Annotated in this window: 21 protein-coding genes and 2 pseudogenes; 17 read left to right on the plus strand and 6 right to left on the minus strand. The window is 42.2% G+C overall.

The annotated features are described in order from the left end of the window. Positions 1-59: 59 nt before the first annotated feature. The 6 genes from PGRAN_RS15410 to PGRAN_RS01265 form a co-directional block, all read right to left on the minus strand. Entirely contained in the window at positions 60-713 is a 654-nt protein-coding gene (locus tag PGRAN_RS15410) for a hypothetical protein (protein WP_051998369.1), read from the minus strand. Next, positions 697-1,122 carry an FtsX-like permease family protein gene (locus PGRAN_RS15415; protein ID WP_051998370.1) on the minus strand — a complete coding sequence of 142 codons (426 nt, stop codon included), beginning with the start codon at positions 1,120-1,122 and terminating at the stop codon, positions 697-699. Before PGRAN_RS15415 ends, PGRAN_RS15410 begins: the two co-directional genes overlap by 17 nt. After that, positions 1,097-1,867, minus strand: coding sequence for an ABC transporter ATP-binding protein (locus PGRAN_RS01250; RefSeq protein ID WP_036064406.1), 771 nt, complete (start codon positions 1,865-1,867; stop codon positions 1,097-1,099). The genes PGRAN_RS15415 and PGRAN_RS01250 overlap by 26 nt, the downstream gene beginning before the upstream one ends. Before the next feature lie 96 nt (positions 1,868-1,963). Continuing rightward, positions 1,964-2,944: a sensor histidine kinase gene (locus PGRAN_RS01255; protein ID WP_036064408.1), complete on the minus strand. Its 981-nt coding sequence runs from the start codon at positions 2,942-2,944 to the stop codon at positions 1,964-1,966. Beyond that, positions 2,944-3,639, minus strand: a complete 696-nt coding sequence (locus PGRAN_RS01260) for a response regulator transcription factor (protein WP_036064411.1) — start codon at positions 3,637-3,639, stop codon at positions 2,944-2,946. Before PGRAN_RS01260 ends, PGRAN_RS01255 begins: the two co-directional genes overlap by 1 nt. A 508-nt stretch (positions 3,640-4,147) precedes the next feature. Beyond that, positions 4,148-5,014 carry a YitT family protein gene (locus tag PGRAN_RS01265; RefSeq protein ID WP_036064415.1) on the minus strand — a complete coding sequence of 289 codons (867 nt, stop codon included), beginning with the start codon at positions 5,012-5,014 and terminating at the stop codon, positions 4,148-4,150. A 147-nt stretch (positions 5,015-5,161) separates the two neighbouring features. Here PGRAN_RS01265 and PGRAN_RS01270 point away from each other — a divergent pair, with 147 nt between their 5' ends. The 17 genes and pseudogenes from PGRAN_RS01270 to PGRAN_RS01350 all read left to right on the plus strand — a co-directional run bounded on the left by PGRAN_RS01270 (position 5,162) and on the right by PGRAN_RS01350 (position 20,422). Further along, on the plus strand, positions 5,162-5,491 hold the full coding sequence (locus PGRAN_RS01270; protein ID WP_036064417.1) for a nucleotide pyrophosphohydrolase: 330 nt from the start codon (positions 5,162-5,164) through the stop codon (positions 5,489-5,491). Continuing rightward, a pseudogene (dapB, locus tag PGRAN_RS01275) lies at positions 5,491-6,277 on the plus strand (4-hydroxy-tetrahydrodipicolinate reductase). The gene PGRAN_RS01270 and the pseudogene dapB overlap by 1 nt, the downstream one beginning before the upstream one ends. Positions 6,278-6,294: 17 nt before the next feature. After that, positions 6,295-6,699: a methylglyoxal synthase gene (gene mgsA, locus PGRAN_RS01280; protein WP_036064418.1), complete on the plus strand. Its 405-nt coding sequence runs from the start codon at positions 6,295-6,297 to the stop codon at positions 6,697-6,699. A gap of 37 nt (positions 6,700-6,736) precedes the next feature. Then, complete coding sequence (locus tag PGRAN_RS01285) at positions 6,737-7,888, plus strand: CCA tRNA nucleotidyltransferase (protein WP_036064422.1); 1,152 nt, start codon at positions 6,737-6,739, stop codon at positions 7,886-7,888. Then, positions 7,875-8,849: a biotin--[acetyl-CoA-carboxylase] ligase gene (locus PGRAN_RS01290; RefSeq protein ID WP_036064425.1), complete on the plus strand. Its 975-nt coding sequence runs from the start codon at positions 7,875-7,877 to the stop codon at positions 8,847-8,849. The genes PGRAN_RS01285 and PGRAN_RS01290 overlap by 14 nt, the downstream gene beginning before the upstream one ends. Before the next feature lie 185 nt (positions 8,850-9,034). Further along, complete coding sequence (locus PGRAN_RS01295) at positions 9,035-9,553, plus strand: GNAT family N-acetyltransferase (RefSeq protein ID WP_036064427.1); 519 nt, start codon at positions 9,035-9,037, stop codon at positions 9,551-9,553. Positions 9,554-9,614: 61 nt separating this feature from the next. Further along, the gene (locus PGRAN_RS01300) at positions 9,615-9,992 is read left to right on the plus strand and encodes a thioredoxin family protein (RefSeq protein ID WP_159101099.1); all 378 of its coding nucleotides are present in this window, start codon (positions 9,615-9,617) and stop codon (positions 9,990-9,992) included. Positions 9,993-10,225: 233 nt separating this feature from the next. Further along, positions 10,226-11,059 (plus strand): 3-methyl-2-oxobutanoate hydroxymethyltransferase, encoded by an 834-nt coding sequence (panB, locus tag PGRAN_RS01305; protein ID WP_036065206.1) that lies wholly within the window; start codon positions 10,226-10,228, stop codon positions 11,057-11,059. A 1-nt stretch (position 11,060) separates the two neighbouring features. Then, positions 11,061-11,923, plus strand: a pseudogene (gene panC, locus PGRAN_RS01310) (pantoate--beta-alanine ligase). Then, entirely contained in the window at positions 11,913-12,296 is a 384-nt protein-coding gene (panD, locus tag PGRAN_RS01315) for an aspartate 1-decarboxylase (RefSeq protein ID WP_036064430.1), read from the plus strand. The pseudogene panC and the gene panD overlap by 11 nt, the downstream one beginning before the upstream one ends. A gap of 57 nt (positions 12,297-12,353) precedes the next feature. After that, positions 12,354-15,131: an ATP-dependent DNA helicase DinG gene (gene dinG / locus PGRAN_RS01320; protein ID WP_036064432.1), complete on the plus strand. Its 2,778-nt coding sequence runs from the start codon at positions 12,354-12,356 to the stop codon at positions 15,129-15,131. An 87-nt stretch (positions 15,132-15,218) separates the two neighbouring features. Continuing rightward, the gene (locus tag PGRAN_RS01325; protein WP_077914549.1) at positions 15,219-15,737 is read left to right on the plus strand and encodes a cell wall elongation regulator TseB-like domain-containing protein; all 519 of its coding nucleotides are present in this window, start codon (positions 15,219-15,221) and stop codon (positions 15,735-15,737) included. Positions 15,738-15,765: 28 nt separating this feature from the next. Next, the gene (locus tag PGRAN_RS01330; RefSeq protein ID WP_036064433.1) at positions 15,766-16,950 is read left to right on the plus strand and encodes a pyridoxal phosphate-dependent aminotransferase; all 1,185 of its coding nucleotides are present in this window, start codon (positions 15,766-15,768) and stop codon (positions 16,948-16,950) included. A gap of 11 nt (positions 16,951-16,961) precedes the next feature. After that, a complete protein-coding gene (asnS, locus tag PGRAN_RS01335; RefSeq protein ID WP_036064434.1) occupies positions 16,962-18,254 on the plus strand; it encodes an asparagine--tRNA ligase in 1,293 nt (430 codons plus the stop codon). A 294-nt stretch (positions 18,255-18,548) separates the two neighbouring features. Further along, the gene (locus PGRAN_RS01340; protein WP_036064435.1) at positions 18,549-19,274 is read left to right on the plus strand and encodes a DnaD domain-containing protein; all 726 of its coding nucleotides are present in this window, start codon (positions 18,549-18,551) and stop codon (positions 19,272-19,274) included. Positions 19,275-19,278: 4 nt separating this feature from the next. Continuing rightward, entirely contained in the window at positions 19,279-19,938 is a 660-nt protein-coding gene (nth, locus tag PGRAN_RS01345; RefSeq protein WP_036064436.1) for an endonuclease III, read from the plus strand. Next, positions 19,931-20,422, plus strand: a complete 492-nt coding sequence (locus PGRAN_RS01350; protein ID WP_036064439.1) for a YpoC family protein — start codon at positions 19,931-19,933, stop codon at positions 20,420-20,422. The genes nth and PGRAN_RS01350 overlap by 8 nt, the downstream gene beginning before the upstream one ends. The last annotated feature ends 148 nt before the right edge of the window (positions 20,423-20,570 follow it).

Below are 20,570 nucleotides of genomic sequence, written 5' to 3' on the forward strand. Positions count from 1 at the left end.
TAAAAGAATAGAAAAAATCATTATTATCAGAAAATCGATAGAAATGGCCATCTGCTCCTTTATAGGAATCGCTGTCGAGCGTTTTTTTTTGTATAGGAAATAATATCCTTGTTAACCATGTCCTGCCCATAAGCTGTATACGTAATTGAATAGGGATTCGTCGACATCCCAGCAAGTCCGCTACTACCAATGGCTGAGCTCGTTCCCATCGCTGTAATCGACGTTGCAGAAATAGCCGCCACTATAAAGAAAGTACTCACATTATCACGCATTTGGTAGATTAACTCTGAAAAAGTAATAAGATTCGTGCGTTTAAAAAAGAAATGTTCTTTCTTGCGCAGACGTGTCAGTACAAAAACAAGCAACTGACTAAAGAAGAAATACGTGCCAACCACGACTAGAATGACTCCGGTGAAAATTGGAATGAGATAGAATGAGTCTTGATAAGTTTGCGAAATAACGACACCGTAGCCCGTTACAATAAGCACGAGAGCAAGCAATGCGATATACCATGCTGCTTTAATTTCTTTTTTAGGTTCTTTTTGTGAGGCAAGTAAAGCTTTTAGATTATTGACACGAATCGTAAAGGAGGTCACAAAAGAAATGACTAGAAACATCAAACCAAAAACGCCAAATGTAAGCAAAATTGGTTTCCAAGGTAAGTAAAATGGCAATGTTTCCGTTAATGATAAAACTTTAGAGCAAATCAGCAAAATGACCTTCGAAAAAATAAAACCAAAAGATAACCCCGCAAAAGACTGCAGAAAGCCCTGCTAGCATGTTCTCCCAAAAAATCAATTTAACAAGCTGTTTCTTATTAATTCCTTGAATGAGCAATAGACCAAATTCCGCTTTTCGAGTCTTCAGAAACGTACTAACGGCATAAAAAATCGCAAAAGCTGAGAATATGACGATAATCACCTGCGAAATCTGAAAACCAATCATCGCGAAATAACTCATGGTTGTACTAGAAGAATCGATATTATCCTGAAATTCGGGGTGAAAAACAAGCAAAGCATAGACGAAAAACATTGTCACCGCGAAGAAACTAGTAAAGAAATAAGGACCATAGACTTTCGGATTACGACGGACATTATTAATGACGAATTGGCGGAATGACATGTTGTTTTCCTCCTAGTAGCGTCAAAGTGTCCATGATTTGCTGATAAAAGACAGCCGTGTTATCGCCGCGATAAATCTCATTATACAGCGAACCATCTTTAATAAATACGACGCGATTACAAAACGAAGCAGCTTGCGGATCATGCGTGACGAGCAATATAGTGGCTTCTTCTTCCTTATTTAGTCGGCTGAGCAGTTGCATCACTTCCTCACTATTTTTAGAATCCAAATTTCCCGTAGGTTCATCCGCTAAAAATAGTTTCGGTTCATGAATCGCAGCTCGCGCAACGGCTGTTCGTTGTGATTCACCACCTGAAATTTGATATGTCCGCTTATCTAAGATAGGCGTGATACCAAGTTTTGTAGCGATCACATCTAATTTTTCATTCATCGTTGCTAGTGGTGTACCATCTAATGTGAGCGGTAGAAGTATATTTTCGCGTACCGTCAGCGTGTCCAATAGATTAAAAGATTGGAAAATGAAACCGAGTTCCTTCCGTCTGAATTCGGCAAGTTTGTCAAAAGATAATGTATAGGGGTTAGCATCATGTATTTGCACGCTGCCACTCGTTGGTGGATCAATAGTGGCAATCATATTGAGCAACGTTGTTTTCCCGCTGCCTGAAGGACCCATAATTCCCACAAATTCTCCTTTTTCGACCGATAAATCCAGATTAGCAATCGCTTGGTATTGCACATTTCCTGTGTATATTTTATTGACTTGCTCTACTTTTAAAAGTGTCATAACAAGACCTCCTCTTTCGTTGATAGGACTAGTGTAGCAAACAAAGTGGGAAGGGTGGTATCGATTCTAATTACAAAAGCTTACGTTGTTGTAAGTTTATTTTTGAATGGGAATCTGAATAAGGATTGTTGTGCCGGAGCCAATTTCAGATTCAATGGAGAGCTGATAACCAAGTTTCTGACATATTTCTGATACGAGGAAAAGCCCCATACCTGTGGAATGTTGGTATTTTCGACCGTTTTCTCCAGTGAAGAAGGGATGGAAAACACGAGGAAGATCCGATTTTTCGATGCCGATACCATAATCTTGGATGGTCAGCAAATAGCCGGTCGTCTCGGTTATAGCTGTTATATCGATGTTACTTCCTTTTTTTGGGGAGTATTTAATTGCATTGGATAGGATCTGCCCTAGCATGAAAACAAACCATTTTTTGTCTGTCTCTAAACGTAGATCTGGATCGATTTCGACTTTTGGATAAAGATGATGCCTAATGAAAAGCCGCTTATGTTCATTGATAGATTCTGTGACGAGTATTCTTAAGTCCGTGCGTTCGACAACGAAATCATTTTCAAACGTTTCAAGACGCAGCGTGTAAAGGACCGTGTCAAGGCCTTGCTTGATTTTATCCGTTTCCTCTTGAATGCTACGAAGCATTGGGTCGGATTGGTTTTGTGTCATAAGTTCGATGACTGATACGGGAGTCTTCATTTGATGGACCCACTGATTGATGAAGATGTTGCGATCGGTATCTTTCGCGCGCCATTTCTGAAGGTCTACTTGATAGGAGTGATATTGTTGCGCTAAATAGCTTTCGAAGGCTTGACTAAATGATGAACCTTCGTCGGGGTGAAATTCTGATGCTAAGACATCGGTTTGTTCTAAACGTTTAAAGACACGACGATATCCCATATAGCGGAAAGTTAGGAACAAGATGCTGAGCACTACCCAGAGGAATAGGACGTAAATGGTAAGACGAGCGCTTTTGTAGCCATCTAGCCAAAAGATGCCTACAGTGGAGAGGGACAAGATGAGTGCGAATAGAAAAAAGGAAAGGTGACTCTGAAAAAATAAGCGCATTATGATTCCTCCTTGTAAATCCACTGATAACCGTAACCCCGAACAGATTTGATCGAATCTTTGACACCAAGATCCAGTAGCTTTTTGCGAAGCCTGGCAACGTTGACACTCAGCGTATTATCGTCAATAAAAGTGACTTCATCCCAAATTTCTTCATATAGAAGATCGCGATTTGCAACATGTGGAGCCGTGCGCCAAATGACTTCGAGCAGTTTCGCTTCATTTTTGCTTAGTTCGAGCGTTTTTCCAGCACGTTCTATCGTGAATTTTAACGGGTAAAAAGAGAGGCTACCTTCATGAAATTCAGGTTCTTGATATTGATTGGCAAAATCGCCATAAACGCGTCGCAATTGGGCACGAACTTTCGCGATAACGACTTGGTAGGAGAACGGTTTCGTTATATAGTCATCCGCTCCATTTTCGAGTGCCATGACTTGATCAAGTTCCCCGTCACGTGCAGAGATGAAGATAATGGGACAGACTGATATTTCGCGAATTTTGCGACACCAAAAATAACCGTCATATTTCGGCAAGTTGATATCGAGTAGTACAAGATGAGGCGCTAGCTCTTCAAAAAGAGGCATCACGTCATCGAAGTCGGTTGTGATGTGGGCGTCTAGATTGTATCTGCGTAGGTAATCTTGTAATAAAGTTGCAATTTTTGGATCGTCTTCAACGATTAGTATTTTTTCCATGGTTTTAGCTCCTTTGTTGTTGTTGTGGCTCTTATGAAGCATCCCTTGCTGAATTAGAGCCTCAATATGAGTGCGAACACAGTGAGCATTCGTTCATTAAAACGGCTCTTAGATACAAAATAAGACTTATTTTAAAATAAAATTCAGAACTTTTTGAGTAAGTTGCGCTGGTCTATGTTTTGTTGTGGCTCTTATGAAGCATCCCTTGCTGAATTAGAGCCACAATATGAGCATTCGATCCTTGTACTTCGTCACGACAGGCGCCTCCAGATCCAGCTTCAACGGCCAACTCCTCGAAAACTTCACGCCCTCCGCAAAAAGCAAGAGCGGCTTTTTACTGCGGCCGCTCCATTTTTTTCGGAGCTGAACGAGCCGTTTCAGCTTTTCATCAGATCCGGCTTCAACGGCCAGACTCTCGAAAACTTCGTGGTCGCAGTAAAAGTCAAAAGAGGACTTTTTCTGCGGCCCCTAACAATTTTTTTCGAGTCTAACGGATCGTTTCAGCACTTCATATCAAAGGTTTCTTATCTTCATCCAACGTAAACCCTTCTCCCATCACGTCATGCACGACGGAAACGGAGACGAAGGCGTGCGGGTCAGTCGCGTTGACTATGTTTTTCAGCTGTACTATTTCATTCTTCGCAACCACGATATACAGGACATCTTGCTCTTTTTTCGAAAAGCCTCCACGTCCTTCAAGCACTGTTACACCGCGATTCATCGCTAACATCACATGCTCGGCAATTTTGTCATTGTGGGCGGAAATGATGAGGGCACCGCGGGCAGCATAGGCTCCTTCTTGCATGAAATCAATTACACGAGCGCCGATAAAAACAGCAACGAGAGTATACATCACTTGCCGAACATCTAAATAAGACAGCGAAAGCGTCAGTACAACGGCGTCAATCGCAAACAAGGTCCGGCCCATACTCACGCCTTTTTTGCGATGCAACACTTGGGCCATAATATCGCTACCACCAGTTGTCCCACCATATCGGAAGACAAAACCAAGCCCAATCCCCGTAAAACCACCAGCAAAAAGCGCCACGAGTAAAAGATCATCGTGTAGATCAAGGCGATAAGGAACGCGCTGGAATACCCAAAGCGATAGCGAGAGGCCTATTGTTCCAATAATCGTATAGATAAGCGCACGATTGCCGAGAATACGCCAGCCTATGAAAAAGAGCGGAATGTTTAAAATAAGGTTTGAATAGGCGGGATCGATGCCTGTAAAATGAAGTAATAGCAAGGTAATCCCAGTTAATCCACCTTCTCCAAGATCATTTGCGATATTGAAATTGACAAGCCCAAATCCATAAATAGTTGTTCCAAGTAAGATAAATACGATATTTTTAACACGAACATCTTGCCACATAGACCTTCACTCCCTTTTTTAGTGCTTAAATGAACGAATTCCTTTTTATAGACGTAGCAAGGACTTCTTAGCTATAATGATTATAACAGACGTAAAATGGGTAAATAAAGCCTTACGTTAGTTTACCACAAAGGAGCGAAATAAAGCATGGCAAAAACGATGCAGCAGTTGCAAGATGAGGTAGACGCGTTGATTGGTCAATTTGAAGAGGGATATTTTTCTCCTTTAGCGATGATGGCGCGCGTGACAGAGGAAACAGGAGAGCTTGCTCGCGAGATTAATCATTATTACGGCGAGAAGCCAAAGAAAGCTAGCGAACCAGAGAATACGGTAGCTGCGGAACTTGGAGATGTGTTATTTGTCCTTATTTGTATGGCAAATTCGCTAAATATTAGCTTAGAAGAGGCCCACGATACGGTCATGAAGAAATTCAAGGAACGTGACGCCGATAGATGGACCAAGAAGGAGGACAAATAATGAAGGTAGCAGTACTAGGTTTTAAGGGTAGAATGGGGCATGAGGTAGTGAAAACGGTCCTCCGTGAAGCAGATTTGGAACTTGTTGCAGTACTCGATCATGCGCCGAAAGAGAAAAACATCTCTGAGATTGCTGATTTTTCGGATTTAGATGTACCAGTATTTGATGATTTGGAAAAATTGCTGACGGATGTGACATTGGATGCTGTTGTTGATTTTACGACACCTAAAGTCGGTTATTACAATACCAAGCTCGTCTTGGCACATGGCGTAAGTCCAGTGGTTGGAACGACTGGATTCACACCAGAGCAAATTACAGAACTAACAGAGCTTGCAGCCTCGAAAAAAATTGGTGCGATTATTGCGCCTAATTTTGCGGTAGGAGCGGTGCTTATGATGCAGTTTGCGCAAAAAGCGGCGAAATACTTCCCAGATGTGGAGATTATCGAATTGCATCATGACAATAAACTAGATGCGCCAAGTGGTACCGCGGTAAAGACAGCAGAAATGATGGCAGAAGTTCGCGAGCCAAAACAGCAAGGTGCGGCAAATGAAGAGGAGATAATGAAAGGTGCACGAGGCGCAGATTATGAAGGAATGCGGATTCACAGTGTTCGTTTGCCAGGTCTCATCGCTCACCAACAAGTACAATTTGGCGCGGAAGGTCAGGGTCTCACGATTCGCATGATTCTTACGACCGAATTTCTTTCATGTCAGGCGTCGCTTTTCCATCCGAAAAACAGCAGAGCTCGATACGCTTGTTTATGGTTTAGAAAATTTAATTTGATGAGGGGTGGTTAACACATGAACATTGCCTTAATCGCACACGATCGTAAAAAAGAATTGATGATAGAGCTGACACTAGCTTATAAACTCATCCTAGAGCCACACAAGTTATTCGCAACAGGAACGACTGGTTTGCGAATCATGGAGGCGACTGGACTTTCGGTACACCGTTTTCAGTCAGGTCCGCTCGGTGGCGATCAACAAATCGGTTCTCGAATTTCTGAGGACAAGATGGACTTGGTGATCTTCTTACGCGATCCACTTGCAGCGCAACCACACGAACCAGATGTGACCGCGCTCATAAGATTATGCGATGTTTATGAAATTCCACTTGCGACTAATATCGGAACAGCTGAAGTATTATTGCGCGGTTTGCAAGAAGGATTCATGGATTGGCGCGACTTAAGACGCAATGAAGAATAGGAGCAACTAGTTATGAAAGACATTTTTAAAAAAGGCCGTGCCTGTTTTAGCAAAACTAGAACAGGCTGGTTTTGAGGCTTATTTTGTAGGTGGTTCGGTGCGTGACACGTTGCTTAGGCGACCAGTGGCAGACATTGATATTGCGACGAGCGCATTTCCGGAGGAAGTCAAACAGGTCTTCACGAGGACATTTGATACGGGCATTGAGCATGGAACGGTTTCGGTGCTCGAGGCAGGAGAAATATATGAGATAACAACGTTTCGGACGGAGGGGACTTATGCGGACTTCAGGCGACCAGACGAAGTGGTGTTTATCCGTTCTTTGGAAAAAGATTTAGAGCGCCGTGACTTCACGATGAATGCGATTGCGATGGGATTGGATGGCCATTTCATTGATCCTTTTGGAGGGCAACAAGACATGGCACAAAAACAAATTCGTGCCGTTGGTGTACCTTTCGAACGATTCCATGAAGATGCGCTACGGATGATGCGTGGTGTTCGTTTTGTGAGCCAATTATGTTTCGATTTGGAAAAAAATACATACGATGCGATATTGCAAAACAGTGAGCTTTTAGAAAATATTGCGGTGGAGCGGATTGCAGTAGAGTTTGTGAAATTAATGCGCGGTGAGGCTGTAAAAGTAGCGCTTCCCTTGCTTCATGAGCTAGGCATTTTACCATTTTTGCCAGGGTTGAAAGGTCGAAACGATGCGCTAGAGCGACTGGATAAATGGGATTTAGCAACTGTAAAAGATGAGACTACGATTTGGTTTGTTGTCGTATTGGCCGTACAGCCGGTGAACGCATCAATTTTTCTACGCGCATGGAAATTGCCGAATAAGCTGATTCGTGATGTGACAAAAGCGTATGCACTAGCTGAAAAAACAGTGTGGAGTGACTATGAGTTGTTTGTAACAGGGATGGATACGGTCGCACTGATTGAAAAAGGACGCTTCGTTCGAACAGGAATAACTGTATGGGACGCTTTATATGCACGTTTTGCCGATTTTTGTGTACAGTCTCGTAGTGATATAAAAGCAACAGGAAATGATATTATGGCTTGGACTGGCAAAAAGGGCGGGCCATGGCTGAAAGTATTACTAGCACAGCTTGATCAAGCAATTATTGAAGGCGATATCGCTAATACACCAGAGGAAATTAAAGGATGGGTGAAACATGTTATCAGTTAAACGACGCAAATTATTAGATGTTTTTCGAGCGGCAGAAGGCGGTTTGGTTTCAGGGCAAGAACTAGCAGGTGCATTGAATTGTAGTAGAACTGCTGTATGGAAACAGATTGAGGAATTAAAAAAAGCTGGTTTTGAAATTGATGCTAAGCGTGGAAGTGGCTACGCGATTAGGCCAACAGAGGACGCATTTGCAGAAGATATATTGTATTTTCATGCCAAAACAAAATTTATCGGACAACAGGTAGCTTTTTATCCAGATGTGACATCGACCCAGATTATTGCGCATCAGCTTGTTGGAGAGGGAGCACCGAGCGGAACTGTCATCGTTGCTGATCAGCAAACGGCTGGAAAAGGTCGTTTAGCGAGGCCCTGGAATTCCCAAAAAGGGACAGGTATTTGGATGAGTACGATTTTGCGTCCAGAAATACCAATGCAGCAAGTCCCCCAATTTACCTTCATTGCTTCCTTAGCAATTGCAGAGGCGATAGAGAATGTCACAGGGCTTGAACCACAAATCAAGTGGCCCAATGATTTATATATTGACAAGCGCAAAGTATGCGGAGTTTTGACCGAGATGCAGGCGGAAGCGGAGCAAGTTCACGCGGTTATCATTGGCACAGGCATCAATGTGAATCAAGATGCTTTTCCAGAAGAATTACGTGAAAAAGCGACATCTTTAGCTATTCTAGCGGGACATCCGATTTCAAGAGGTGCCTTATATGGTGAAATTGTCGGTCAATTGGAGAAATACTATGAACTATTCTTAAATCAAGGTTTTGCTCCAATCAAGCTACTATGGGAGGCCAGGGCGATTCCTTTTAGTGAAAAGATTATCGCGAAAACGTTAAAAGGTGAAATTCGCGGTACCGTCAAAGGTATCTCCGATGAGGGTGTCCTCATTGTGCAAGATGCTGTCGGGGAAGAACATGCGATCTTTTCTGCAGATATTTTGTTAGGCTAGTAAATTTCTTTTTTTCTTGAGAAAAGGGATTTAGAAAAGAGCTCATCAGCTATGAAAAAATACGGATAGGCTTTTAATTTTATTTGGGAGCTAGGCAAAATGAGAAATAAAATCTTTTTTGGCGTTTTTTCTTTTCTTAGGTAGTCATGTATACTAGGGAAAACCGCCAAAAAGGAGCGTTGTAGATGGAGTTTAGATGGTTGAGTCGCAAAGAGTTGTCTCTGTTAAAGGAGATTGATCGCAAGGAGTTAGTGGATGAAGTCTACTACATTCGAAATCACGAATTACGATTAGTAAAGGAATATTATGATATCGATGGATGGTTAGAAAGTGAGTTAGCGCTTTATACGCAGCGCCTAGAATCTATATTTGACCGAGATGGCATTATTATTGGTGCATTTGAGAAGGATCACATTGTTGGTTTGGTCTCACTAGAGAGTTATTTAATTAACGGCCGAACAATGAAGTTAGACATGCTCTATGTTAGTCATGACTATCGGCATAAAGGCCTTGGCAGGCGCCTTGTCGATATTATTTCACAAGAAGCGAATGAACTTGGGGCGAAGGAATTATATATATCCGCCACACCAGTTCGGAATACGGTTGATTTTTATTTAAGATTGGGAGCAGAGTTAGCGAATCCACCAGATATTTACTTATTTGAGTTGGAGCCGCTAGATATTCATCTGATTTTACCGATATAAAAGAGGAGTTTTGAAGGAATGAAGAGATTAATTTTTTTTAAGTATCGTAGGTATTATGTTGGTGCTCACTGCATGTGGCAATACATCGACAGAAGATAGCAAGCAGTTAGATAAGATTACGATGGCAGAATTCCAGTCAAAAGTGGACAAGAAAGAGAGTGGCTTTGTTTACATCGGTAGACCAACATGCCCAGATTGCCAAGCTTTCCAACCAACATTGGATAGTGTTTTAAAAGACAAGGATATGCGGCTTGCGTACTTTGATACAGATGCTGCACGAGAAAAAGATGAAGAGAAGACAAAAACGTTTTTACAAGATATGAAAGTAAAGACAGTCCCCGTCATCTATTACTTGGAAAATGGTAAAGAAGTTGCGCGGTATGATGGGAATGATGATAAAGCTGCATTAAAAGCATGGTTTGAAAAATATAGCAAATAGTTAGAAGAAACGCATGATCACGAATTCATTCGAGAATAGCATGCGTTTTTCTTGATAAAAGCTGTATTTTCCGCGGGTTTAAGAACTTTCGAAATGCGTCGAAATGTGTTACTATAGCATGGAGGAAGGCAATCATTGACTGTATCTAGTAAAGAACGGTACATGCTTTCTTTTAAAGAAAATATTTTGCTTTGATCCGCTTTTTTGGACAGAGACAAGAGGAGAAGATAATGATGAAAAAACCTGTTGATTTTTTGCAAATGAAAGCGACGCAGGAAAAAGTAACAATGTTAACGGCATACGATTATCCGTCCGCAAAAAATGCGGAGAAGGCGGGAATCGATATGATTCTCGTTGGTGATTCGCTCGGAATGGTTGTGCTCGGCTATGACTCGACCATTCCAGTTACGATTGCGGATATGATTCATCATACGAAAGCGGTGCGACGTGGTGCTCCAAGTACGTTTGTCGTCATGGATATGCCTTTTTTAAGCTACCATGGTTCTGTGGAAGAAACCATTCGGAATGCGAGACAGATGATCCAAGAAACTGGTGCCAATGCGCTGAAAGTGGAAGGTGCTGGTAATGTCTTTGAAAAGATCGCGCATCTAAGTGCTGGTGGTGTAGCAGTTGTCGCGCATCTAGGTTTAACGCCTCAAACGGTAGGACTGACTGGTAGCTATAAAGTGCAAGCTAAATCACTTGGTGCCGCGCGTGAATTACTTCAAAATGCGAAGGAGGCGGAAGCGGCAGGAGCGATTGCTCTTGTTTTAGAAGCAATCCCAAGGCAGCTTGCTAAAGAAGTAACACAGGCAGTTTCCATCCCTACGATTGGAATCGGAGCAGGAGTGGAAACTGACGGTCAAGTGTTGGTTTACCACGATGTGATTCAATATGGTACCGATCGTGTGGCTAAATTTGTCAAAACGTATGCCAATGTAGATGCTATGATCGATCAAGCGCTTGGGAGCTTTGTCCGTGAAGTAAAGGCAGGAACATTTCCTATGCTAGAAAACACGTTCACTATGAGCGACGAGACATTGCAGGGCTTGTACGGAGGCGAATGAGATGAAAATCATTCGTAGTAGGGAGATGCTTGCTGCTGAAATAAAAGGTTATCAAAAGAAGCAACAAAGCATCGGTTTTGTTCCAACCATGGGTTATTTACACGAAGGCCATTTAGCGCTTGTTGCGGCGGCCAAGCAAGAAAATGAAATAGTTGTTATGAGTATTTTTGTGAATCCAGCGCAGTTCGGGCCGAATGAAGACTTGGAAAGTTACCCGCGCGATGAGGTGCATGATAGAAAATTGGCGGAGGCGAATGGCGTAGATCTCCTTTTTATACCATCTGTTGAAGTGATGTACCCAGAGAACTTAACGGCTGAGATCCATGTGAAACAACGAATTTCCGTGTTAGACGGTGCGGCTCGGCCTGGTCATTTTGATGGTGTCGTAACGGTGTTAGCGAAATTATTTCACCTCGTTCAGCCTACGAATGCCTATTTTGGTCAGAAGGATGCTCAGCAAGTAGCTGTGGTGGAAGGTTTTGTTGCTGATTATTTTTTCCCGGTAACGATTCGTGTTATACCGACTGTAAGAGAGCAGGACGGACTAGCGAAGAGTTCACGAAATGTGTATTTAACAGCACAGGAACGTAAAGAAGCAGCTGTTATCCATGAAGCGCTAGTTAAAGCACGAGAGCAATTATCGAAAACTCGAGATAGAGAGGCTATATTAGCAAATATCAGAAGCTTCATTGATAAGCAAACGACGCATCATGGAATGGTATACCTGGATATGTATCAATACCCCTCGTTTGAGGCTGTAACCGATTGGATGATCCGATTATTATTGCCATTTGTCTACAATATTCGAAGGCCAGATTGATTGATAATGAAATAACTACGGGGGTGCAAAGACATGATGCGTGAAATGATGCATGCCAAAATTCATCAAGCTACTGTTACTGAAGCCAACCTCCATTATGTTGGTAGTATTACGATTGATACAGCGATTTTAGAAGCTGTAGATATGCTTCCAAATGAGAAAGTACAGATAGTAAACAATAATAATGGTGCTCGCTTAGAGACATATATTATCCCTGGGAAGCGAAATAGTGGTATCATTTGTTTGAATGGTGCTGCCGCGAGGATGACGCAAGTTGGCGATACGATTATCATTATGGCATACGGCGTTTTTAATGAAGAAGAAGTCAGCAAGCATCAGCCTAAAATAGTAGTTTTAGATAAGGAAAATAAGATCGCGCAAGTTTTACCAGAAGAAAAAGCGCAGACGATGTTGTAAAATATAGAGGCTAGGTTCTTGGATCCTAGCTTCTATACGTTAAGGGGATGGATGACCATGAAGAATAGACGATATATCGTTGTGGATCTGGAGACCACTGGAAACCAAGCAACGAAGGCAGATAAAATTATTCAATTTTCAGCATGTATTGTGGAAGACGGGAAGATTGTGGATCAATTCTCTACCTTTCTAAATCCAGAGAAACGTATACCTCCTTTCATAAAGGAATTAACAGGGATTGTGGACAAAGATGTAAAAGATGCACCTTTGTTTGAAGATGTCTCTTCGATTATTCATTCGTTGATTGATGGTGGTATTTTCGTGGCGCATAACGTGAGTTTTGACTGGACATTTCTCCAAAAAGAAATGCGGGAAGCTGGGGAGGCACCATTAAAAATGAAACTGTTAGATACAGTGGAACTGGCTCGAATTATGTATCCCACTGTGGATAGTTTTAAGCTTCAGGATTTAGCAGATGAGTTTGGGTTAGGCCATGATGCCCCGCACCGAGCTGATAGTGATGCGCGGGTGACGGCAGAATTACTTTTACTTTTCTTGGAGAAGCTCGAGTCGTTACCGCTTGCGACGATTAGGAAGTTAACCACCTTAGCACAGCATTTGACAGGTTTCCTTGCAGAATTGCTTTTTGATATAGAGATGCGTAAGGAGCGGGAGATGGAGCGTTTAGATCCCCAATGGTTGGAATATAGAGGGATTGTGATACGCCAAAAGGATGTCAAGGTTGCACAATATAGTCGGGCGGATAATTTGACGTATCCAAGTAGTGATGATGATAAAATCGCGCTTTTCCAGACGGCGGATGTGACGCTTGTACCACGTGTAGGGCAATTTTTGATGATGGATACAGTGATGGATTCATGGAAAGCAGAAACCGACACATTGATAGAAGCTGGAACTGGGATTGGTAAGACATTGGGCTATTTTTTACCAGCCATTTATTTTGCGAAAGAACGGCAAATTCCAATCGTGATTAGTACATATACAAACCTTTTGCAATCTCAAATATTTCATAAAGATATTCCGTTGCTGGCTACGCTTACGGGTTTTGACATACAAGCTGTGGTGTTAAAAGGCAGGGATCATTATATTAACCTGTTTAAATTTGAGCAATTACTTACGGAAGTCGATAAAACATATGATGTTGTACTTACAAAAATGCAATTACTCGTTTGGTTAACGGAAACAACGACGGGGGATATTGATGAGGTCAATTTGTCTGGTGGCGGGCAATTATTTTGGAATCGTATGAAACATACGGGATGGTTTCTGTCACCGACAAAGGATCCATGGCTCGCATACGATTTTTATCTCTTTAATCAAAAGCAAGCCAAGGCAGCAGACTTGATCATTGTGAATCATGCTCTACTGTTACAGGATCATTATGGGAAGGGACAATGGTTACCTGATTATGAGTATGCGGTCATTGATGAGGCACATCACTTCACGGATGCAGCACGTGCACAGAAAAGCTTTGTTTTCTCTTATCGACGCATGAAATTTTTTATGAATAGGTTGGGAACGTTAGGAAAAGAGGCGATCCTTAAACGATTAGAATGGATGTTTCCCGAGCAGCACCAACTTTTTGATGTAGAGATTGCGGTCGTGAAACTAGAAGAAGCATTGGATGACTTATTTAGGCTACTTGCGCAAAAGTTATTGAAATCACATAAAAATACAACAGAACTAATATTGGTGGAGAATGTGATCGATGAGAAATTGGATGCGGCGTTATTCTTCGCTGGTGAAAAAGCATTGCTTCTTATGCGTGAGGTTAGCGTTGCACTGGACTTGATTTTGACGGAAGGAAAGCAAAAAGCCGAGGTATTCGATGAAAAAGAATCTGCATTTTTGGAAGAGGTTTATTCTTTTGTCATAGATTGGAAAAAAGCCGAAAATCAGTTGGCGACGATGCTATACGAAAAAGAAGAGGCGATGATGCTGTATATTGAGTCAGATCGGCATAAATCGTTAGGGAGTATGAGGCTTCGGGCGGATATTATACAAGTTAATCATACGCTGCAAAAAGATTTTTTCGATACGAAAAAAGCGGTTGTATTAACATCAGCCACGCTCACTGTGAATGATTCTTTTGCCTATATTCAAGCAGAATTGGGACTGGATGCAGATATCATAACAAGACAAATTAAATCACCGTTTCATTATGATGAGAATGCGAGAATTTTAATCCCATCCGATATGCTTCCGGTCAAAGGGACGTCTTTAGATGATTATACGAGCCGGTTAGCCAGTTACCTCAGTGCGATTGCAAAAGAAACCTCGGGACGGATGCTTGTGCTTTTTACGGCCAATGATATGCTACAAAAAACATATCGGAAGATGAATCAAGATGCCTCGATTGCAGAATATCGTATTTTAGCACAAGGTGTATCATCAGGAAGCCCTGCACGATTAACCAAACAGTTTTTGGCTTTAGATAAAGCGATTTTACTGGGAACCATGACTTTTTGGGAGGGTGTTGATATTCCAGGAGATGATTTATCTTGTCTGGTTATTGTGCGTCTGCCATTTGCGCCACTGGAAGATCCGTATACAAAAGCCCAGATTACTTTGCGTAAAAAAATGGGACAAAACGCATTTCAAACATACTCCTTACCAGAGGCCGTACTTCGCTTTAAGCAAGGGTTTGGTCGCCTTATTCGCAGGGAAGCAGATCGCGGTATTGTATTTGTTTTTGATAACCGAGTGGACACGACTAACTTTGGAAAGGCCTTTTTGCACTCGATTCCTGAGGTTCCTATTGTAAAAGGCCGGGAGCAGGAATTGCTCGAAGAAGTGAAGAAATTTTTTGAATGACCGTTTTTTTACTTCAAATATGGCGTTCGTATTGCTATAATAAAGCTATGCCTGAAATGGGCGAACACAGCATAAAAGCTAATAGAAATGAGAGTAGATATTTTGCGAAATCGTAATCAGAGAAGTTACTGGAAATGGATTTGGATCAGCATAGCAGCAGTTATCGTTGTGGTGGCAGGGTTCTTTATCTTTTTCTACAGTGCCCAGAAGCCAATTCGCACGGATAAGGAGACGGCGCTTGCCCGCATTGACGGTAAGGTGGATTTGAAAGAGCAGAAGGATTTTTATCTGTATAACGGTGCGAACGGTGTTTATTACGTACTGACTGGTAAGAATAGTAAAGGCAAAAATATTATTGCGTGGGTTCCAAAGAGTAAGAAGGGAACCGTAGTTGTCAAATACGCAGCCGATGGTATTTCAAAAGAAGATGCAATTGCAAAAGTGAAGCAAGAAAAGAATCCGGTAAAGATTCTAAATGTGACACTTGGTATGGATAAAGGGGTACCGATTTGGGAAGTTTCGTATTTGGATAAGGCGAACAACTTAAACTATTACGATTTGGATTTTGAAACAGGTGAATGGTACCGAGCAATTGAGAATTTATAAGATTTTTTAAAATTAGGAGGGAACGTGCATGGACCTACCGCTATCGAAACGAGTCCAAGAAATTGCTGCATCGCCTACACTTGCGATTACAGCGAAAGCAAGAGAGATGAAGCAAGCTGGAGTAGATGTGATTGGGCTTGGAGCCGGGGAACCGGACTTCAATACCCCGCAGAATATCATTGATGCCGCTGTGGATTCGATGAACAAAGGATTTACGAAGTACACGGCAACAACCGGAATACCAGAATTAAAGCAGGCGATTATTGGCAAGTTACAACAAGATCAAGATTTGGCGTATAAGCCAAACCAAATTTTTGTTGGAACGGGTGCCAAACATGTCTTGTATTGTGCGTTTCAGGCTATTTTGAATCCTGGTGATGAAGTAATCGTACCTGTCCCTTACTGGGTGACGTATCCAGAGCAGATCAAGCTTGCTGGTGGTGTACCGATTTTTGTTGAGACTGGTTTTGAGGCGGATTTTAAAATCACAGCTGCTGATTTTGAAAAGGCAGTGACGTCAAAAACACGGGCGATCGTGCTGAATTCTCCGAACAATCCAACGGGGATGACCTATTCCAAAGCAGAGCTCGTTGCGATTGGGAAAGTAGCGGAAAAACATGGAATCTATGTCGTTTCCGATGAAATTTACGAAAAATTATATTATGGTGATAAAAAGGAACTCGTGTCCATCGCGTCGTTGAGTGATGCGCTGTATCAACTAACGATTGTCATTAACGGCGTATCGAAAGCTTACGCAATGACTGGCTGGCGGATTGGTTATGCAGCAGCGGCTGAACCGATCATTGCTAGCATGGGAAGGTTAGCGGATCATATGACGAGTAATCCAACCGCGAATGCACAATATGGCGCGATGGAAGCTTACAATGGGGAGCAAGCGGTCCCAGAAACGATGTACCAAGCGTTTGAGGAGCGAATGGAGCGTTTTTATCCGATTTTGGAATCCATTCCAGGTTTTAAACCGAAGAAGCCAAGCGGTGCTTTCTACTTCTTCATCGATGTGGCCGAAGCCGCACAAATGAAAGGTTTTGCAGATGTGGATGCTTTTGCAAAAAGCTTGTTAGATGATGCCTTCGTTGCGGTTGTTCCGGGCTCAGGTTTTGGAATGCCGGACTATATCCGAATTTCCTACGCAACAGACCCAGCGCTATTTGAACAAGCACTGAACAGAATAAACGATTTTATGAAAAATTAGGGAGTGTAAACATGCAAATTACGATTAATCAAGCAGCAAATTATGTGGATAAAGAGGTAAAGATTGGCGGTTGGCTGAGCAATAAACGTTCCAGTGGTAAAATTGCTTTCTTACAATTACGCGATGGTACTGGTTTTATGCAAGGTGTGGTCGTGAAAGAAGAAGTCGGCGAAGAACTTTTCCAAACCGCAAAAAGCGTGTCTCAAGAAACAAGTCTGTACGTTACAGGGATTATTCGTGAGGACACACGCTCTCCGTTTGGCTATGAGATGGCGGTAACGGGTGTTGAAGTTATCAGTGAATCTGTAGATTACCCGATTACCCCAAAAGAGCACGGTACAGAGTTTTTGATGGATCATCGTCACCTATGGCTGCGCTCTAATCGGCAGCACGCGATTATGAAGATTCGTAATGAAATTATCCGCGCAACCTATGAGTTTTTCAACCAAGAAGGCTTCTTAAAAATTGACCCACCAATCCTGACTGGCAGTGCTCCAGAAGGTACAACAGAATTATTCCATACGAAATATTTTGAAGAGGATGCCTTTTTATCACAAAGTGGCCAGTTGTATATGGAAGCAGCAGCGATGGCTTTTGGAAAAGTTTTCTCATTCGGTCCAACTTTCCGGGCAGAGAAATCTAAAACACGTCGTCATTTGATTGAGTTTTGGATGATCGAACCAGAAATGGCCTTTTATAAACTAGAAGATAGTTTGAAAGTACAAGAAAACTACGTGGCATTTTTAGTATCTGCGGTACTGAAGAACTGTCGCTTAGAATTAGATCGCTTGGGTCGTGACGTGTCTCATCTTGAGAAAATGGTAGCGCCGTTCCCAAGAATCACGTATACAGAAGCAATCACCTTGCTCAAGAAATTAGGATTCGAAGATATTGAATGGGGAGACGATTTCGGAGCTCCTCATGAAACAGCTATTGCTGACAACTTTGAAAAACCGGTATTTATTACGCATTATCCAAAAGCAATTAAGCCTTTTTACATGCCGGAAGATCCGGATAACAGTGAAGTGGTATTATGTGCTGATTTGATTGCTCCAGAAGGATATGGTGAAATTATCGGTGGATCGGAGCGTATTCATGAACTGCCTGTACTGGAAGCGCGTATGAAAGACTTTGGTTTAGATTTGGAAGCCTATAGTTGGTACCTAGATTTAGCACGTTACGGATCGGTACCACACTCAGGATTTGGCTTAGGACTGGAACGTACGGTTGCTTGGATTTCAGGAACCGAACATGTCCGTGAAACCATCCCATTCCCAAGATTACTAAACAGATTATACCCGTGATGCTAAAGCGAAAACGGCTTGTCTGGCTCTGAAAAGCTAGACCCAGAGGCGCTGAAGTAGGATGCAGACTTACTATGTTGCTTCCTGTTAAGCTCTATCATCCGGCAAATATGCGTAACAATACAAACCCGAGTAACCGCTATTTCCTTTTACACGAAAAAGCGATTACTCGGGTTCTTTTTGCGTTAAATCTCATCTTACAGCGCTAAAATCACTAAAAATCTCCCAAAAAAAGTTTTTTTCATCGCGATTCATTCATTTTTCATGGTATAATTTCTAATGAGGTGTTTCGTGATGGATAATAAAATAATGCAAAAATGGTTAGCTGCCGGAAATGTTACGCTACCACAAGTGCTGGTTGAGAACTACGCTAAAATTGGAATGAACGAACAAGAATTTGTTGTCGTTTTACAGCTTCAATCATTTCTTGAGAAAGGAATCTATTTTCCATCGATGGAAGAGATTGCTGGGCGTACGACACTTGGCACAGAACAGGCTTTTCGAATTATACAAGCGCTTGTCAACAAACAGTTTCTAAGAATTAAACAGCAAAAGGAAGGGGAGCAGGTTTTCACAGAAAGCTATACGCTTGATCCGCTTTGGGAAAAACTGATGATCTTTTTCGAAAACCTGCATGAAGAAAAGAAAATGCAGTCGCGGGAAACGGAGCAGATGAGCTTGTACTCGCAATTTGAACAAGAATTTGGGCGTCCGCTCTCACCGATGGAAGCAGAAATGCTCTCTGCTTGGGTAGATCAAGATCATAATAGCCCGGAATTGATTCGTGAAGCGCTCAAAGAAGCTGTCATTTCCCAAAAATTGAGCTTCCGTTATATGGACCGCATTTTGTTAAACTGGAATCGTAAAAATATTAAAACACCAGAACAAGCCCGTGCTGCATCCACGGCTTTTCATGAGCAGGTGGCAACGAATACCGCGGATAAAAGTAATACAACGCGCGTGAAAAAGAGCGAAAACTCGATTCCGCTCTATGATTGGCTAGATAAGAGAAAAGGGTGAAGACATGTTAACAAATAAAGAAACCGTGATGTGCATCGAGAAAATGGCAGAAATGTTTCCAGCCGCCCACTGTGAACTCGTGCATAAGAATACATTTGAATTACTTGTTGCCGTTGTTCTTTCCGCACAATGTACCGATGTTTTAGTAAACCGTGTGACTGCTTCACTTTTTGAAAAATATCAGGAACCAGAAGATTACATTCAAGTGCAGTTAGAAGAACTAGAAAATGATATCCGCTCGATTGGTTTATATCGCAACAAGGCGAAGAATATTCAAGCGCTGTCCCGTAAGATTCGTGATGAGTTCGGTGGCAGAGTACCAGAAACGCATGCAGAGTTAGAGAGTTTACCAGGTGTGGGGCGAAAAACAGCGAATGTTGTGCTCTCCGTTGGGTTTGGCGTGCCTGCTATCGCCGTCGATACGCATGTAGAGCGTGTCTCTAAACGACTTGGGATCTGCCGTTGGAAAGATTCTGTGGCGGAAGTCGAAAATACGCTGATGCGCAAACTACCAAAAGAGATGTGGTCGGATGCCCATCATGATATGATCTTTTTTGGTAGGTATCATTGCAAAGCAAAAAAACCAGAATGTTCTACTTGTCCTTTATTATACCTTTGCCGAGAGGGTAAAAAACAAGCGAAAGCGAGAGGTTTTGATGGTTGATTTTCAGTATGCGAAAGAATTAGAACACCCTTTATTTAGGACGCCACATGTTGCTGTAGAAGAAGTGGACGCTGCGTCGATTTTTGTATCGGGTTTACCATTTTGGCAAGAACAGCTATTTTATACGCGTGGGCGTGGGGAAATGCCGTGGCATACGGATCCAGAGCAAGCTTGCCGACGGTTAGCCAAGCAGTGGAAGAATATTGCGCAAGAGCTAGACGCTGCGTTTAAGCTACGTGAGACGCCGGATATGGCGATTATTTGTGATGGGATAGGCATTTATCTATCTATGTTGTTTTGGAGTAATAGACGCCCTGTACAGTTAGACCGATTGGATGCTTATATTGAGACACTGGATCTTGTGCCGATGAACTTGCAGGAGCGCCTAGCCTTTATTATGAAGCGACCGGACGGTTATCCTGCTTTTAAACAGCTAAATGAACTTGTACAGGAACAGCGGAAATTGGTTTTAAAAGGCCTGTAGAAACGCGTTTCGGACCGTAGAAAAACTGTATTTCATGCAAAATCCTGTCCGTTTCTCCAAATCGCCGCGGTCGACAAATGCGTTTTTTATATGTTTCAAGACAAAAAACAACATGGCTGGACAAAAGGCTCTCAAAACGGAAAATAAG

The sequence above is a fragment of the Listeria grandensis FSL F6-0971 genome, from assembly GCF_000525835.1.
GTDB classification, from domain to species: Bacteria; Bacillota; Bacilli; order Lactobacillales; family Listeriaceae; genus Listeria_A; species Listeria_A grandensis.